At 37.8% G+C, this 19840-nt stretch carries 9 protein-coding genes and 1 tRNA gene; 1 reads left to right on the forward strand and 9 read right to left on the reverse strand.

From position 1 onward, the window contains the following. Positions 1-28: 28 nt before the first annotated feature. From selB to PMAL9190_RS11600, 4 genes are all read right to left on the reverse strand, one after another. Positions 29-1876 carry a selenocysteine-specific translation elongation factor gene (selB, locus tag PMAL9190_RS11590; protein ID WP_087845339.1) on the reverse strand — a complete coding sequence of 616 codons (1848 nt, stop codon included), beginning with the start codon at positions 1874-1876 and terminating at the stop codon, positions 29-31. Continuing rightward, positions 1876-3285 (reverse strand): L-seryl-tRNA(Sec) selenium transferase, encoded by a 1410-nt coding sequence (gene selA / locus PMAL9190_RS11595; RefSeq protein ID WP_235004351.1) that lies wholly within the window; start codon positions 3283-3285, stop codon positions 1876-1878. The genes selB and selA overlap by 1 nt, the downstream gene beginning before the upstream one ends. A 96-nt stretch (positions 3286-3381) precedes the next feature. Further along, positions 3382-3473, reverse strand: a tRNA-Sec gene (locus PMAL9190_RS20240). A gap of 215 nt (positions 3474-3688) precedes the next feature. Further along, positions 3689-4285, reverse strand: a complete 597-nt coding sequence (locus PMAL9190_RS11600; RefSeq protein WP_087845340.1) for a hypothetical protein — start codon at positions 4283-4285, stop codon at positions 3689-3691. Positions 4286-4347: 62 nt separating this feature from the next. Between PMAL9190_RS11600 and PMAL9190_RS11605 the strand changes: the two genes are divergently transcribed. After that, the gene (locus PMAL9190_RS11605) at positions 4348-5460 is read left to right on the forward strand and encodes an SEL1-like repeat protein (protein WP_087845341.1); all 1113 of its coding nucleotides are present in this window, start codon (positions 4348-4350) and stop codon (positions 5458-5460) included. A gap of 154 nt (positions 5461-5614) precedes the next feature. On the opposite strand, the gene PMAL9190_RS11610 is transcribed toward PMAL9190_RS11605, so the two are convergent. The 5 genes from PMAL9190_RS11610 to PMAL9190_RS11630 all read right to left on the reverse strand — a co-directional run bounded on the left by PMAL9190_RS11610 (position 5615) and on the right by PMAL9190_RS11630 (position 19522). Further along, entirely contained in the window at positions 5615-8383 is a 2769-nt protein-coding gene (locus PMAL9190_RS11610) for a hypothetical protein (protein WP_087845342.1), read from the reverse strand. 16 nt (positions 8384-8399) lie between these two features. Next, the gene (locus PMAL9190_RS11615) at positions 8400-8927 is read right to left on the reverse strand and encodes an OmpA family protein (RefSeq protein WP_235004352.1); all 528 of its coding nucleotides are present in this window, start codon (positions 8925-8927) and stop codon (positions 8400-8402) included. A gap of 28 nt (positions 8928-8955) precedes the next feature. Then, positions 8956-15561 carry a DUF11 domain-containing protein gene (locus tag PMAL9190_RS11620; RefSeq protein WP_087845344.1) on the reverse strand — a complete coding sequence of 2202 codons (6606 nt, stop codon included), beginning with the start codon at positions 15559-15561 and terminating at the stop codon, positions 8956-8958. Between the two features lie 118 nt (positions 15562-15679). Then, positions 15680-18949: a hypothetical protein gene (locus tag PMAL9190_RS11625; RefSeq protein WP_235004353.1), complete on the reverse strand. Its 3270-nt coding sequence runs from the start codon at positions 18947-18949 to the stop codon at positions 15680-15682. 90 nt (positions 18950-19039) lie between these two features. After that, positions 19040-19522 (reverse strand): DUF11 domain-containing protein, encoded by a 483-nt coding sequence (locus PMAL9190_RS11630; RefSeq protein WP_087845345.1) that lies wholly within the window; start codon positions 19520-19522, stop codon positions 19040-19042. Positions 19523-19840 lie beyond the last annotated feature (318 nt).

The following is a 19840-nucleotide window of genomic DNA, read 5'->3' on the forward strand; positions in this document are numbered from 1 at the left end:
ATATATATCCACTCTGACTTTTGTATAGTTACTCTTTTAGCCATGATCTTAAGATGATACGCTCATCATTATCACGCTTAACCCAGCCGTCTTTTTCCATTCGGTTAGCTAATGGAATAGAATACTTACGACTTAACCCCGTACGATCTTTAATATCCGTCATGGTAATACGATCATGGGGCTGATGTTCAGCGATCACCGCGCGCACTAAATCTAAATAGATCCCCATATCAAAATAGATATTTTCATCAAGCGCAGTAATATATTTCTGATGACTTAATTGCCGTAACCATTTTTTGCCACCAACAACTTTTACTTTATTCAGTTCTAAGCCCGCTTTTCCGAACTGACGAATTTGATGCAGAATATTCAGCGCATCTTGCGGTAAATCATCTTCATTATCACCTTGGCCAATACACCATTTACCATAGCTTAAATGAACTTTATCTTGTTGTTTCAAACGCTGCATGATCAGTTCAATTACTGCATCATTAATTCGTAATCGGCTACAGAGCTCAGTTGAAGCCATCGCAATCCCCGCACCTAATAATGTTTCAATTTGGTGTGACATATCCGCTAACCATTGGCTATCAAAACAAAATGGTGCGATGTATGTTTGCTGTTCACAAGCTTTAAAATCTGCATCTGCACATTCAAAATAACCTTGTAAAACAAGAAACATTTGTCGCTGAGATTGTGGCTGTAGTTGCTGTGGTAAATTATTTAGCACATCGTATAGACGGCGTTTTTGATACCCAAAGATATAATCGGTCCACACGACTTCTGCGCCATGCTGTAAGCCACTGCCGCCTTTTTGGATCATGGCTAATCGTTGACCAAATAATAACGGGATTGGCTTTTCAAACACTAATCGGGCTAACTCAGTATTGGGAATATAGCTCAAACGTGCAGTTCCATGCCATGTCCCCATCGCAACTTCGACTTGGCGTTGTTTTTTAACTTTTAACGTTGTTGCCGTTTTAGTTAAACGTACAATACATTGATCGCGTAAGGTAATCTGCTGATTGATACCAGTGATCAATTGCCCTCTGCCGATATCTTTACGCCCCACGCCTTTAATGTTTACTGCGACACGACATGTTGCTGAAACAGATGTTAATTGCTGATGATACGCCTGAATCGATCGCACCGTACCTATAAGATTTGATGGATGACAACGTACTTTATCGCCAATAGCTAATTGTCCTTGTGCTAACGTACCAGTAAGCACAGTACCAATGCCGTTAACGACAAATACGCGATCAATATACATCAAAGGATTTGTCGCAGGCTCAAGCACTGCAATATCATCACTGTTTGCTGGCGCGATAACTTTATGACGTGCAATGTTTACCTGTACGGTATCAATTAAAAGTTGGCGCAGTGCTTCAATGTTATCTTTCTTTAATGCAGAAACAGTCACAATTTCAGGTAACAAACCACTACGTTCCATGACTTGTTCTAACACTTGATCTTCTATTTCAGCTAATTGCTCAGCAGTGACTTTATCGCGCTTATTGATACAAACGACAATATCTTCAATTCCCATTGCATGCGCTACATCTAAATGTGACGTCGTCATTGGCATCCAGCCTTCATCGGCAGCTACCACTAATAACAACACATTTAAGTGCCACACACCCGCAACCATATTTCGCAAATAACGTTCATGGCCTGGAACATCAACCACCCCAATGGTATTGCCGTGATCATCTTGAAAATGGGCAAAACCTAAATCTTGGGTCATGCCTAATTGCTGCTCATGAGGACGAGCAGTGATCATACCTGTTAATGCCTCAATTAATGCTGTTTTGCCATGGTCAACATGCCCAGCAAGGCCAACCACTGCTTGATATTGTGTTGGAGTTACCGCCATTATTTAACCTCAATATTTGTATAAGATTGAATATAATCGTCAAGTTGGGCAATAAAGACCGCATGATCACTGTCTAATAAAGTCGCGACATTTAGTAACAGCTGGTTACTATTAACATAACCAATAATTGGGATAGGTAACTCACGTAGCGCATCTAAATGCAGCTGTGCGTTACCGGGTAACGTAAGTTTCAGACCATAACAAGGATACGTTTCACTAGGAATAGCACCACCACCAACTTGCATCACTAGCGGTACAGCTTGTGCATAGGCTTTCCAACGTTGTGCCCATTGTTGTGCTAACGCTTGACTAACCTTGGCACGATCTAATGCCTTTTGTGCAACACCAACAGCCGCTGGATCTCGATTTAATTTCTGAACTAATAATTGTTCAAGCAGTGATAAAACAATCCGTCCAGGGCGAAAAGTTCGCATCATCGGATTTTTTGCTAATCGTTGACAAAGATTTGGACAGCCAGCAATGATACCCGCTTGTGGGCCACCGATAATTTTATCTCCTGAAAAACACACTAAATCAGCGCCCATCTGCAAATAACGTGGTAACGATACTTCACTTTGCGCATATTGCTCAGACGATAAACCAGAGCCTTGATCGATCACTAATGAGACGTGTTCAGGTAAGCGTTCAGCCACATCCTGAATATCGGGAGATTCGGTAAATCCCTGCATAGAAAAGTTAGACTGATGTACCATTAATACCATCGCGGTATTATCAGTAATGGCATTAATATAGTCATCACTGGTGGTGATATTGGTGGTGCCAACTTCAACTAACTTACACCCAGAAAGTGCGAGAATATCAGGAATACGAAAACCGCCACCAATTTGGACTTGCTCACCACGAGACACAATCACTTCTTTACCCGCAGCTAAAGCATGCAACACTAAGTAAACTGATGCCGCATTATTGTTCACCACCACACAATCTTCAGCCCCAATCCAACTCTGAATCAAAGTAGGTAATAAACCATTACGATCACCACGTTTGCCATCACTTAATTTGAGCTCAAGATTGTTATAGCTGGTGTTAACGGCTTTTACACTATCCCAAATATGTTCATCAATTGGTGAACGACCAAGATTGGTATGCACAGCAATTCCTGTAGCATTTATTACTCGCTGCTGACGACGTCGTTGCAATTGACGGCAACTATCAACTACTAATGCCATCACATCAAGATCATCAACACCTTGAGTTTTAAAATTAGGATGCTGACGAATAGAGGTAAATAACTGGCGCAACGTATTTGTTACAACAGGTCGACTTAATAAACGCACATAATCAGCTAAATCTGGATGTTGCAGTAATTGTTCAATTTGAGGTAAGCGATAATTAACAGTGGATATTGATGACGAGGAAAGACTATCTGAGGATGCAATAGTATTCACGGTAAGTTCCTTGGCTGAATTGCAGACAACAGCACTCACACTACTCAAGAAGAGATAGTTAATGAGTGTCAGGGAACCATTTAAACGCGCGAAAAATGGCGGAAGAGGCAGGAATTGAACCTACCAGAGCTTATACAGCTCACATCGGTTTTGAAGACCGAGAAGGCCACCAGACCTCATCTCATTCCGAAATTCCTGTTCATAATAGTGTAACAGCCATTATCATTATTTGATTTACATCAATTTGTATAACAAATAATGATATGCTTAGAAAGAATTATTTTAAGTGGGTAATATTTAACCTTTAAAATGCATAATTGTGTTATCTACACAATTAAAAAAGCCCTACTATATGACAAACATACAATAAGGCTAAAATAATCAGCATGCGTTTATAATAATGTTATCGTACTACCCCATTATCTTGTAGATTTTCAATCAAAATATCAGTTAACTCAGCAATAATGTCATTCATATTGGTTGGATCAACAGATTCTGATGATGTTGACCAAATCGGTTTATGGCTTTTGGTATCAAATAAGGTAAATTCTACGTTTACAAACTCATACGATACTGTGTAGCTATCATCATAAATATAGCTATAAGAATTATTATAATAGTTATGGAATGAAACGCTGCCGCCATAACCATAATTATTACCTGGATAACGAATATTTTTATCTTCAATATTGACTAACTGAGCAACAAATACTGTTTGAGTTTTATTTGCTTTTATATATCCTGCTATATCATTTTTAGACGGTAATTTATTTGGAAATAACTGTGAACTTGCAATTGCATTCACTCCATTTTGTCTAAAATCATTAACCATATCATCTTCAAATATACGTCGTACACGTAAATTATCTGACATGGCTACAACTAATGTACTTTTTATCGGCATTTGAGTGTAAGTTTTATCTACCCATGAGGATGTTAAATTACTTGAAGCACACGATGTGATTAATAAACAAAATAATGAAATAAATAGTAAACGCATAATACATCCCTTTAAGTTATGTTCTAAAATTAACAATAGTACAGGGATAGGAGAAATCAATAATGAAGAGGCTTATACTATCAAGTTTAATAATATTAACAAGTTGCTCAATAGAAAAAAATGAGCTACCAGTTGAAACAGAATCTAATAATAAAATGTCATCTTTATCTTACGATAATAATAAACCACCAACTCTTTCACCATTATCAAAATCTATATTAATAATTGAAAATGAATCAACATCAAATGAAGAACGTCAACAGCAAATAGATAAAATTGCCGCACTTTCAAATAATTCAGATGCGTTGTTTTATTTAGCTGCATTATATGAAGAAGGAAAACTCGTCCCACTTTCAGAGGTAAAAGCACGTAAGTTGTATCAACAAGCCGCAACAATGGATCATCCTCTTGCACGTTACTATTATGCGTTAATGCTAATTGATGGCCGTGGTGGTAATGTAATGCATGATGAGGCTGAGTCATACTTGCTAATGAACCATAATAAAGGTCATATACCATCCTCTTACTCTTTAGGATATTTGTATTTTATTCAAAAAAAACATCAGGATGTAATAAAAACTCTTGAGAAAAACAGCGAACAACATAATGAATACTCCGCATATTTATTAGCCATTTCTTACCTTGAGTTAAATATAAAAACTGCAGCAGCCATTGATTTATTACACAGTTCGGCAGAAAAAGATCACCAGTTTTCACATTTAATTCTAGGCGATATATATCGTAAAGGTCTTTATAAAACCCCCATCAATACACAAAAAAGTTATGATCACCTTCAAGCTGCAGCAAAACAAGACAATCCTAAGGCGCTATATGAACTAGCGATGTTAGGAATTGAGAATTTAGATCTTATTAACAATGATGTTGATATAGCAATAACTCAACTTAAATCTGCGGATAAAAATGGCTATCCTGAAGCAAGCTTTGAACTAGCTAAAATATATGATCAAGGAGATCTAATAAAACAAGATTTCACACAAGCTATTTACTGGTACAAAAAATCAGCATCACATGGTAATAATCGTGCAATGTATAATCTCGCTAGTATTTATATCAATGGTGATGGGGTTGATAGTTCAATTGAAAAAGCAGAATATTGGTTAATAGAATCAGCAAAAAATGGTAATGATAGAGCTCAAGATATTCTAAAAAAATAACAACCAATAAATAATAAGTACAAATTAAAAACCACTTTATTATAAAGTGGTTTTAATTTTTGATTATATTCATATAAACCTAACCATAATTTAAATAAAAAAAACTTGCTTAGCAGAAAACTAAGCAAGTGTTGTCGTTACAAGTCAACGATAATTAGTTATCTATTTTAATACCAAATTCCATTGTTTCACTGTCTCCAGGAGAAACACTATTAATCGTACCAACAATTGATCCTGTCGAGCCATTAATTGATGCATTTGCACTAATTGTACCTGTTGATATAGCAGGAACTTTACTCGCTACGACATTAAACGTCGTATAGGCTGGTGTGGCATCGTTTAATTTGACATTTTTTGCATCTTCAATACCAATATTTTCTGCTGTTAAGCGGTAGATTATGCATTGCCCCGGTGAAACAGCAAATGTTGAGGTAACATACACTGTTGTATCTGAAACTCCATCACAATCTAAATCTGGTGTTTGTTCTTTGGTTATTTTCATATTGGTATTAGCAATAGTCGTTATGTCTATAACTTGTGCAGTTCCACAACTCACTGTTGCAGCTACTGTGGTGATATTTTTACTTCCTTGAGTTATATTACCTGGTGTAAATACCTTCACAAACAGAACCTTGGTTTCATTCCCTGCTAGCGTTGTAATTTCAGTTATCACAGTATCAGCGGCACTAAAGACACCATCACCATTATCTTCATACACAACTGCTGTGAAATCAGGGTTTGAATTTGAAACCATGAGGGCAATATTTGTATATGCATCATTACTATTATTTAAAATATTATGCTTATAAACAATGGCTCCCCCTGAGTGAGTTACGCCTTCAGAATCAGCTTCAAACACAATACACATACTGCTGTTATCAACATTAATCGCATCGTGTTTAGTATCAACAGCTCCTGTTGCCGCAGATACAACTCTAAAGTAAAGTGATTGCAATGCTGTCGGTGCTGTTTCTGGAATTGTCACATCAGCATAAATCATTACAGCGTCATCAGGGCCTAATACTGGAATATTGGTAATAATGTTTTCAGTACTGTCTTTAAACGTAACACTCCAGCCTGCTGGTAGTGTATTTTCAGCAAAATCACTGTCACTGTATTGCAGTGTATAGCCATCTGCTGTTCCTGATGTATTGGTTACATATAATGTAAATCGTGTTGTTGCACCAGGTGCAGCCAGATTTGTCGTAACAGCCGATGATTCAGCCCCAACACCAAAACCACAATTATCGTCAGCAGCATCACAGCTATCTTCTTGCGTTATTGATGTTTCAGCGCGAAAGTTATTGGTTAAATCAACAGTACTAGCGGTAATTGTGCCGAGTTTGTCAACCACAGTATTTGATTTAGCAGTATTATTTGATGATGTTGCGGTTTTGACTACTTGATATGGGCCACCCGTACTTGATGATGGTAATGTAGCAACAACGACCACTTTATAACCACATACACCGTTACTATCAGTGACATGATATGACTGACAAGTCTGGCCGAATGCGGGAATAATACCTGTATCTGACTTACCATCATTATCTGTATCTAATAAAGGAGTCACGCCATCACTTTTATAGAGGAAGAAGCTAGTACCTGTAGGAAACGTAGAGCTGTCTAAGGTAATATTAAAAATATCTTCAGCATTACCTTGATTCCAAATATAGTTGGTAAAACTTACTCGCTCGCCTTGTGTGGCTGTTGCGACTTCAACTATTTCATGATTAGTATCATCACTACCATCACAGTTAATGTCATTACTGCCAGCATCACAGCCACCATTGTTAGCGATCACTGCGTAGTTTGCCGTAATTAAAAATGGAACACGGTTAGTATTATTTTTATTTTGCTCACTGACTTCTACTGTGCCGCTATTATTTTCATCAAACCCAAACACACCAGAATTGTATAATGTTTCTGTCGCAAGACCAGCATCAATGTTAACTTCAAAACTTACCGTTGCCGATTCATCACTGGCTAACCCATCCATTGTGAAGACAATTTCATCATTATTCGCACATGACGGATCTGGCGCAATACAAGTTGTAAAAGAAAGGTCATGATCACCTGAAACTTCAGTCGCTCCAGTTGTAACACCCGATCCGGTAATAATAGTACCTGAAACACTCCACGCGACCTTACCATTGAAACGCATACCTTCTGGAAGTTCATCAGTAAGGATCACACCGTTTGTTTGCAGCGGATCCATATTGGTTAGACCCACATTGGTATAAGTGAACGTTACAGTATATGGACCACTTGGCGACGCCCCTTCACCGGCACTAATTGCCTTCGTTATTTCGATAATCGGTAAATTTGTCACTGTCAGTGTATCGGTATTGGTTTCTGTGCCAACAGCATTGTTTGCAACCGCAATTCCATCAACCGTCACCGCCTGACTGGTTGCGGTTACTGTTAGACTGTTTGATGCATTTATTGCAGCTGCTGCATCGATATCAGCCACGATAACAAAATCAAAGCTCTCACCTGCCGCCAGTGGTCCAATAATATCTCCAGATGCTATCGCCGTAGCACCTGCATCAGCAACACCATCATTATTAGCATCTGGGTATACTTGTGCGCCAGTAATAACATTTGACGGAATAACATAATCAAGTTTAAAGCTATCTGTACTATTACCTGTATTTGTTAATACATGATTGAAGGTTACCGTACGCCCTGGCGCACCTAATTTTGATTGATCATTAATTAACGTCAACGCCGCTACAGGTTGGACTAATGTTTCAACCAAATTCGAGGTTGTGCTTCTCAAAATATCAGCACTATCGCGATACGTTGCCCCGGCTTGGTTTTTAATTACCGTTCCTGATTCAGTCAAAGCAAATGTAAAAAAACTTGCACTGGCTATGATCAGTAAACTTAGTTTAATAACTAACCTGTAGAAGACGTTCATATGAAGCTCCCTTGCACTATTGCGCACTTAAATGATCAATAGCAGTTTTATACTGCAAACCAACAGGATTAAAATCTGAGTCTAATAAAATCAGTTGCACTCGACGATTAACTAAATTTGTTTGCTTATTATTACTAACAACAAATTGCTCTCTCGAGCCACTACTTAATGTCACAATACGTGATGCAGCTATTCCCTGCTGCTTAAAGTAATCAGTAACATTTGTGGCTCGTTTACTCGCTAAAGTATTGTTATAAGCATTTTGTCCAACAGAGTCAGCAGATCCAATAACAGCAAGATTTAAACTTGGATTGTTTTGTAATATTGATACTGCTGCCATTAACTTCTGTTGCTGATCACCCGTTGCATGTGATTTATCAAATTCAAAATTAATCACGGTTGGCCAAGGCTCTGTTGCATCAACCAATATTTCCACTGGTGGTGGTGTATCTGCACCACAATCGAGCTTTCCATACTCTGTATAAATAGCCCGATCACTGACGCAACCACTTAGCAATAAGCTATTAAGAAATAAGAGTGTCATTGCACATTTCATCATCTATTTCCTGCCTCTAATCGCTCAACCAATCAAACATGTCTTCATCAAGTTTGAACATTAGGTCGAAGTAAAAACCTTGTAAGTTATAACCTTGAGGATCTAAATCATCATCATCGAATCCAATAACGTTATAGCCAATACCTGCACGTAAATTTTTCATTATTAGATAGTTAACACCGGCACCAGCTGAGTAACGACGGCTATTAAACCAATCTGTACCTAAGACTCCAGCATGTAAATCAACATCCCAGCGACGATTAATGTAATAAATCACGCGGCCATCGATTATGGTTGAAACAGTGTCATAGTCTTGTTGGTATTCAGTGAAGTCTTCCCACTTCATTCCTACACGTCCTGATACTGTCCACTTTGGTGAAAGTTGATAATTTTGATGTGTTGACAGAATATGTGCATCTCGAGAGATTTCACTATGCTCAGTTTTCCACTCATATGCTGCTAACATGTGGTAACGGTTATTTAAACGAGGACGATAAGCAACACCTAAACTCATATGATTGCTCCATGTATTTGCGCCTTGATCTTTATCTATATAACGATATTCATCACGGACTAAACCACTCCAATCTTGGCTTAAACGCGTTACCCATGCCCCTAATAAACCGTAGTAGTCTTCGTTATCACCATGACGGTATTCAACTCGACCAGTGGTTTTATAGTTAGGATTACGAATATCAGCTAATCCAAGAGAGACTGCTACACCTGAGGCGGAGTCCCCTTTTAGAACTTCTACATATTCAACTGAAGGATCAATACTAATGCCAGGTACCACTTCAAAACGACCGCGATAACCATTTGCTAGCTCAAGACTTCTACCATCAGAAGCTCCTCGTTGGCGGAACTCACTATAAGTACTACCACCATTTAACCAATCAACATCAATACCTGCGGTAAACATATTCGTCGAGCCGCTACCTAAATTACTGATTCCAGAAAGTGAATCAATATATTCATATTGAGTGTAAATACTGGCTTGCTTATGAATATTCCAATCAGCTTTAATATTGAAACGACGCTTACTGTTATGGCCAAAACTTTGCTCATATTCAGTATCAAAACGTGCAGGGCGGCTAAATAAGCTGAAGTTACGACCAAGGCCGATAATTGCGGTTGTGTACTCTTCTGAATTATTATCAACTTTATTATGGATATAACGAGAACCAATACGTGTCATCCACTGACTGCCTAAGATTTTAGTATCTATTGTGGCACTAATTGATTGCTGCATTTCATCATAAACTAATGATTCAGAGTGATTAGCCTCAATATTTAAATTAGCAATACCAGTAAGTTTATGGCGATGACGTAAGCGCACTTCTTGACGTGCTGGTGTTACACCACCAGTAGTATTAGTAAAGCCTTCTTGTGCATAGACATATTCAAGTTCAGTTGCAGCGCGTGCTGTCCAATCACGTTTGAGTAAAAACTTAACAGCAGAGCCTTTCTTAATTTTCTTACCAGTATTGTTGGCGTTGTCAGTTACCGTTGTGGCACTAGCATTGCCTTCATGATTCATTGTCGCAACCGAAGCGACTACCTTCGTTTTACTATCAAAGTCATAATTTACCCATAAACTACCAATATTATAACCTTCAACATCATGACTATTATGCTCATAACTTGCACCAGCAGCTAAATAAGGCGTAAATAGATAAGATAATCGTGTACCCGCTATTGTGTATTTATCACCATTACCATCGACATCATAAGCAACTCGAACTTTAATTGGATTTAACTCAGGATCATAAGATGGAATAACGCGGTTAAAACGCATATCACCGGTAAAATAATCAATCGTATAATCAACATAACGGGTTAATGGTTGCTGATTAATGATTAAACCAGGGCTGTTACGATCATAAGTTAATAACGTTACAATATCAGTATGTCGAACAATACGGTCATCACCAATATTATAAAACATCGCAGTACCATTACCGTCAAACTCAGTGACTTTATGCAAATCTTCAGGACGAGCACCGTATAATTGCGCTGTTAATCTACCATTATTATACATACCACTTGCGCCATTAAGTATTTGGCTAGTGCGCCCAATATCTGCATTATCAGAGCCATCTGCAGTGCTGTAATCACCCCACATAATATAATGGCGGTCTTTTTCTAATTTGGCATAAATCTTACTGGTACTTCTTGCATCATAGCCTTTAATACTTGCATCGCCAGGTAATGGATAATAGCTATCAGGTGAAATTTCACGTAAGAACTCTTCGTCAGATTTATCACTGTCATAGCTTAAAGTAAGATGCATTCCACCTTTGATATTACCTTTAATGAATATAGCCGCACGTTCATCATCAGTGTAATGACCATCTTTATAATTATCCGCTTGCTGAGAAGGCTCTTCTCCACTTACTGAGCCATAACGTCCGGTATAATTTAAGATACCCGTTACAAATAATGGACGTTCGGCGGCGACTTGGTAGAGTTTCATTTCATCAGAAAAGTCTTCAACACTGGCTCTAACAGTAATTTCACCCGTTGTTTCTGTACTACGTAAATAGACCGTCTTTTCACCATTAATAACACGTACCTGGTGACCTGATTCTTGTTCTTGAATATCAGGGTCTAGCCAAATATCACCTTTATTTGTATCTAAGGTAACAAAATAGGTACCACGAGAAGGCTTGTCATTTTCGTCGTAGAGACGAATGATTATTGGCATCACAGAACGACCACCATCAGCGCGTAATACATCACCATCAGCCATTAGATTGATATGCTTAGCAGATTGTGGTTGTGAGAAATTCTTACTAAGAACTACACGTTCATTACCAAATGGGTCTGTTGCTTTCACCTCAATGAGATTCTCAGCAAGCGGTAAGCCAACACCATACCAGCCCATTATCTGTGCGTTCTCTCTCTTATTTACAATTCGCTCACCGAGTTGCGTACTGCTCACTTTTTCGCCATTAACATATAACGCAGGCTCTATATCACCACGCACAACAACAATGAAACGGCCGTCATAACTATAATCATTTTTTGGCCAATACCAGGTACCTTTTTCTGCTTCTGCACGAGTGATATTTTTAGCTTCTTTTTCTGGTAACGGAATATCATCACCAATATTATTATCGATATTAAATTTAGCTTGTTGTGGAATATTGCTATACGACGTTTCAACAATAGTTGTATCTATATTATTGCTAACTAAAGCTTGTTTTAAGCTATTTAATTTAGATTGCTTATCACTAAAACCAAATCTAATTGAATAGGTGTCATTAATAAGCGGATATAAATAAGCTTCAGTCTGAATATTTTCTGGATAAAGGTTAATAACAGACTCTAAATCTTGCTTTCTACCTTGACGAGACTCTAACGCATAACCTTTAAAAACAGTTAAGACCGAATGACTAACATCCGCATCGTTACTCATATTACCAGTAATAGATGGGCCACTAACAATACCTGATTCTAGTTCACTCTGCTTCATGACTTTTGGCTGAGTATCAGATTGTAAGCCTTTAAAGTTATCTGCTGTTTCAAGTAACCACTCACCATTGACACTATTATTACGATCTTGAAGCTCTTGATATACTTCTGCTTGATTTTGCGTTGGGCATGGAGCACTAAAGTCTGCTCGATGCATTTCGCCGCGCAACATATCAACAAAACGGGAGTTACCATCGCCAGCATTACGCGTATCTATTGGTTGTAATTCAATACCCACAGGTAATGTTTGCTTATCAACCCGCAACACATGATTACCAGGTTTTACACCAAACATTGAATATTGACCATTTTCATCAGTTATAACGTAATCACCTGTTTCAAGGTAAATTTTTACACCACCAATAGGCCAATGTTGATTTTTACGTAATTGATTGCATTGCGCATCCACATAAACTTTACCAAATAAAATACCACGCTCAGACATCACACCCGTTTGTGTTATCCGCACTTGATATTTATCGGTATTAGACACAAGTTGATTAGCACTGCTACCACCAAATGTACGAGCTTGAGCATAAACAGAGTTAATACCATCTGAATCCAGCGCACCAGCGGTTAACTGCAAGACATAAGTCAGTGTGTATGTACCATTTTGCGGTGCTTGCGTTGAACCAGATAACGTACCTATATCAAAACGGTAGGTATATTTGTCAATCCGCATTGGATCTGCAAAGGGTTGATCATTAAGACGGGTACTGCCTGACATATATTTAAATCCATAAGGCATACTATCAAACACCTGCGCATTAAAGATTTCTGAATCTGGCAAATTATTTTTTACTATAACGGTATATTTAATATAACTACCGATCTCTGCCGTTTCTTTATCTGCTGTTTTTTGTACTGATAATCGGCGGTCTAAATTATGAGGATCAAGAGGAATATCAAATAAGTTAATCGTTTTTTGTGGTGTTAGTTCAAATGTACCTGAATCGACAACATCTTTATTACCAAATGGACCATAAGACTCAGGAGAGACATTAAACAAATTAAATGCATCTAAATCAGTATATGCCGACGGCCATTGGTGTGTTGTTGGCGGCGTCACCGTAATATAGTATTTATCAAGATCATTGATCTCTAATTTAGGATAGAAAACACGTCCGTCAGCATCAGAGATTACTTGAGCTTCTGGTGTTAAACCATCGGTATTAGGTAGTCGCGTTTTAGCATCTGGCGCAACCCCTTCTACTGTTTTATAAAAGTTAACTGTTGCGTCAGCGACGCCTTTAAAATTGGTCGCATCAAATACGGTAAATTGAGGACTAATATAAGCAATATCACTTAGTAATAAACGACCATTTACACTGTCATAAACATCGGCATATATTTCACCGCCGGACGTCACTTCAATTTCACACTCAGGATGAGTATCTTCGCCATTAAGTCCATGCGCACTTAAATTAATAACACCATCAATTAAAGATAATAGCGAGGTGTTATCGACATGATTTGTTTCCCATGTTGTTACAAGGCCTTCTAAACAATGATCTAAATTATTACTTGAAGCAACCTCTTCTGGTGAAATAGGATGCACAGGTATAACACTTCTGAAGTGACCTGTATTCGTTCCTGTTTCAGCAAAAACTAAATGAAACTTATCTTGAGCATTTGAACTTAATAAAACAGGATAGTCAGAGGAACTCGGTCCGATGATATCAATCGCACTAGGGTGTTGATTGGCTTGAGGCAAGAAAACATCAATATATATACTGTCACTTTTAGAGGTAAAGTTATCAGTTTCGGTATGGTAGTAAAAATCAGTATCAACAAAATGTGATGTCTCATGATGTATTATATCTATATCATTGTTTACCACATCTGCGTGTAATTCTTGGAAATTCAGTAAGTCATTTGAGTCCGTTTTAGTCTTATCATTAATACCAGATAGCGTATTACAAATTTCATCACTGTAAGAAATATTAACGTCTGTGGCTGATAAATTAACTTGGGCTTGAGAATATATTTCAAATGCTGGAGCACCCGCAATATCATTCACTTCTGCATAATATCTAAAATAGCCAGATGTATTTGGGCGTAAATAAGTTGGCTTTACTAGAAAACCTATTTTTGCTACATTTCCTGAACCATCCCAGGTTGCATAATCAAACCAATCAATATCATGATTTGTTGCATTACTCTTAAAGCTATTATTAATACCAACTAATACAATACCACCATCAAACTTTGTTTCAGGAGAGGAAATAGTGATTGGTGCATAATCTCGAGCAGGTTCACCATTAATGATTTTATCTTGTTGTAGCGTAATATTTCCTGGTAACTCTGATGTAATTAAAACACCTGTATAACTTACTTTTTTATAATCAGGTGATGCCATTGAGCCAGTATTAATTGTAAAACTATAAGGTTGCTCAGCTGCTTGTGGTTGGACTAAACCAATACTGGTATAATCAATACGATATTCAACATTATCAAATGGTCCTAATTTTTGTTCACAGATAGCAGAAGAACTCGCAGTTAAATTAACCACAGGACCTGTTGTAACAATAATACTTATTTCACTTGTTTTAACGACATCAGGATCAGTGACAGATGTGACAACTGTTTCAATATCATAAATTGTATTATTAAGATCATTAGATGGAATAGACACGACGTAAACAAGATTAATCTTTTCGCCAGATTTTAATTTAGGCGTTATATAGTTACCATTATTATCTTTTTGTAATTCAATTTCACCTGCATCATAAATACCATTACCATTAGCATCAATATATACATTAATATCATCTGAACTTGGTGAAGTAACATCGCCATTATCACCAGTTAAGTTATTAATATTAATAATATATGAATCAGTTGTGTTACCTGTATTAGTAATTATATTTGACACATTGACTACAGCACCTGCAGCAGTATATTTTTCAACTTTACCGCCGCTTGTATCAGGAGTGAGTTCAAAGCTATGAACATTTGCCACTCTGATATATGAAATATTAGAGAGTATTTTTATGGTCTCACCACTTTCAGAATCAAAATAGGTCATAATGGCTTGATTCATTATTTTGGTGCCAGCATCAGTTATAGCTAATGTCGCTGAACTTAAACTAATTAAAATGAAAACAACCAAATACTTCATTTTATTTATGTAATTTAAGAGGGCCATAAGCGCTCTCCACAGGCTAGAAAATTCAAAGAAATGGATATAAAGGCTTATTGAGATCATTTATTAAATAAGCTCAATAAGCCCCCCTAAATTAACAGGGAGGCATAATTAGGAGCTGTTAATCTACTTCTACAACAAAGTGGCCAACAACACGGTCACCAGGTTCTAAATCATTAACAGTGAAAGTTACTGTGTCACCAGAAATAAGAGGGGTAACATCAGCACCAGTAGTACCGTCTGGGTTACAAAGTGGACCAAGATCATCAGTCTTCAGTGCGTAGTCAGCATCTGTCGCAAACTTAACAGCGCCAGTATCGACTGAATTACGACATTGAACTAACTCACCGCCATTTGAGAATTGCGTATATTCAGTACGCTTATCTGTAATAACAGTGTTTAGTGCTGTTGAACTACCTTCGTTAATTGCAACAAGTTTCCACACCACACAATCTCCTGGAGCTACACGAGTTGTATGTTGTTTCTGGAAGTTCTTCGGCATATCAGACTCACCACTACCATCACAACCAACATCTATATCAGTAAACTTGTACAGACGTACTTGACCTTGAACGACTTCAGAATTATCTAAGCCAGTCGCATTCACTGATGGATCTGTTGTTGATACAGCATTAATAGTCGTGATGTTTGTTGTACCAGAAGTTGCTGTACCTGGAGCAAATACAGTCACAAATAGCTCAACAGTTTCACCTGGTTCAATTGTAAGGCTAGGAACAGTATCACTACCATCCGTTGCGTCACACGTCACTTCAATATCAGTCGCAACACCAGTACTTGCTTGTAGTACAGAAATAGGCGATACAACAGGGGCATCACAAAGGTTACCTATTTCTTTATCTGGCGTACCATCACCATCAGTATCAATCATGATAGTGTTGTTAAAGCCAGGAGTATTGTTACTTGAAGAAAGGTCTATCGTTTCAGTGGTATTACCATTATTACTTAATGTGTGCTCATAACCGACGTTACCGCCTGGCTCAACTTGCTCACTTAAAGATAATGGTGAAATATCAATACTTGCAGCGTCATCAATATCAAATGCTTCAACCTTACGGTCTGTTGCACCAGAAGCTGTTGACTCTACAACCATCGAGATGATGTAGTCTAAATCACTGTCACCATTAGCATCAATCGCACTTGGCTGTAAGCTATCAGACAATGCTAATGTTGGATCTAATGGAATAGTAATTTCAGCTGTCACCCATAATACACCGCCACCAGGAATTAATGGTGTTGAAGTAATGACTGCACCAGTTGCTGGAATATCTACAGCTCCACTGTGGTCAGTATCAATACCGTTATGCTTAAATACTACAGTCCAACCTTGCGGTAGTGTCGGTAACCAAGCTGCACCATCATAACTACCTTCTGCACGTAGGATGAATGCATCTGAACTACCACCTTCATTCGCAATATATAACGGAACCATTACTGTTGTGCCTAAAGGCTCATTAAAGGTTGTTGCAACATCAGCACTTGTAAAGCCATCACTAACATCAAACGGATCAAGGTTAGTACCTGGTGTTACGTCTGTAATTGGGCTGTTAGCAATATCAACAGTAGGTCCTGTGATCGTTGCTAAACGCTCAACTTTACTACCTGATTTAGACTTATCATTAAATGATGTTGCTGTCGTTGTTGCATCAAACGGAGCGGTATAATCAGCCGCATCTGCTGGTAATTTAGCAACGACACGGATCAACACTTCGTTACAATTTACGGTAATACCATCTACCGTTGCTGGCGTAGAATTATCACACGTTGCGGGTTGAACAGGACCTGTATCAGCGCCATTATGTCCATTTGTATCAACAAGTTGACCAGTACCATCAGCATTCCAGTATTGGAAACCTGTTAATGGTGGGAAACTTGTATTTACTGTTGTTAAATCAAAGCTATCAACTGTATTACCATTGTTGATAATTTTGTTATAGAAGAACACATCACTACCCGATGAGCCTCCACCAACAGTCTGAATACCATTACCTGAACCATCGGTATCACCACCACCTGATGTACCTGTTTCAGGACCTGTATCTGTAATCCCTACACCAGTGGTTGAAGTTGTTGGTGTCGTTGTAGGGTTAGTTGTATCTGGACCGGCTTTCGTAGGATCAGGGTTTCCACACTCTCCATCATCTTCGAAATCACCATCACCATTTAAATCAGCACAGCTATAGGCAACGTTACCAATATCTGTATCACCCGAAATAATATCGGGAGAATATGCTACGTAGAAGGTCATCGTCATGTTGTTACCAACATCCATGAACTTATCAATCGCATAAACACCAGGCAGGCTTGAATCAGATGTGTTGCCATTACTATTTAGATCAAGACCAGGACCAATATCAGCCTCATTAGAGTCCGTTGCGCCATCTTGGTCTAAATCAACACCGTGACTGCCTTCATTAACTAAGTTAGCAACACTAGTAATTAAGGTATCATTACTTGATGCTTGTAGAGTACTGGTTGGATCATATAGTGCACCAGTACTTGCTGTAACTAATGTGGTTCCATCAGGAATACCATCAAATATCACAACATCTTTAGCAGCAGTATTACCGTTATTTTTAACCGTTACCGTATAACGAATTAAGCTGACGGGTAAGTCATTGCTAGTATCACCATCGACATCAACACCAAGAGACTGCTCTGTTCCTAGATTTTCAAGATGATCGGCCGATTTGGTCATATTAAGTACAGCGTCATTTGTCACTGTAATTAAGTCACCGTTGGTATCATCAGCGCTGTCATTATTACCAATAGGATCAGATACTGAACCATCAATTGCACTACCAGTGCCCTCATGAGCTTCAGCTTCTATCTGGACACCAATCGTTTCACCAATAGCTGTTGTCGGATCAATACTCGCAGCAACAATTAAGTTCATGATCGAGCCACCATTAATGGTAACAGTATCGCCAGACACAAACTCTGGCTCACCAGGACCTGGCTCACCACTGTTATCTATATCATGGAATAATTTGATCGATGTTGCATCTTGAGTATCTGGTCCTCGTGTATCACCTGTTGGTAAATTTTGACCAAAGGTTAAGGTGTACGTATCAATACCGTTACCAGTATTGGTTAATACGTGAGGAAGATAAACGGTTTGACCAGGCGCACCAGGCTTATCTAGATCCTTTTCAATTGTTGCACTGTATATTTGTTTAACGGTAACTATGGCTTCATTTGATGTTGCAGTATAACTGTTCCCTGAAGTATCTTCATAGGTTACTGTTGCTAAGTTTTTTATATCAGTTCCGGCGGCAGTAGCTGCAAGGGCTTGGCTAGATATTGAACCTGCACCTACCGTTATGAGTCCCGCCGCAACCCACATACTAATAGGCTTTAAATGCGTCTTCATAAAGTGGTTACCTTTTAAGGTCATTAATGTAATTACTCAGATGTGTTGCAAACCCTTGCAAAAGCACGGGGTGAATCATTTCCTCACCGTTTATTTAACTTCTATACGGTAAGCAAAAACTTGTTTTTCCTTAGCATTAATTGGGACGAGTGGCATCCAACGAACTGCGGTATATTTTTCAGGTGGAATAATAACTTCTACTTTTTTTCCATCTTTTATAATTTCGCGTTTCACTGGCTCTGATTCAAATGTTTTACCTCCATCAATACTAACGACAAAATTTGATTTAATTTTTGTATTACTTGTATCGGCAACATAAAAAGTGTTTTCAGGAATTGGTCCTGTAATAACTAGGCCATTTAAAGGCTTTTCAGAATTATTTGTATACGTTAATTTATATTCAATTTTATCTTTGGGATAAACCTTCTCAGCTTTTACTAACTCCTCTTTACCTTTCTTATTAATTTCAACAACATAAGCATCCATTTCACTTGTAAGTAAATCTTTATTTTCCGCATAAACAGAAAAAGACATTATCAAGCAGGTTATTACCATTAATAATAAGTTTTTCATATTACACCTCATCCATTATGATCCGTGAAATATAACTAATGCCAGAAGTATGCCAACCATAGTATTTATTTAAATCATAAAAAATCATTAGGTTAAAAAAATCAGTGATTGCACAATGCAAAATAAAAAATATTGCTTTCTTTTTTGCAAATCTATAAAAAGATTACAAACATTCAGACAAATTAAAAACAAGACGTTTTTAAAATACAATACACATTCTTATTTTTAATAAGTTATCTTCTTTATATTTTTAAACAATACAATTTAAAAATAGCTTAATTTGTTTTTTTACTGTCACAATGCTGAGAAAAACCACCT

Source organism: Photobacterium malacitanum (assembly GCF_900185615.1).
GTDB lineage: Bacteria > Pseudomonadota > Gammaproteobacteria > Enterobacterales > Vibrionaceae > Photobacterium > Photobacterium malacitanum.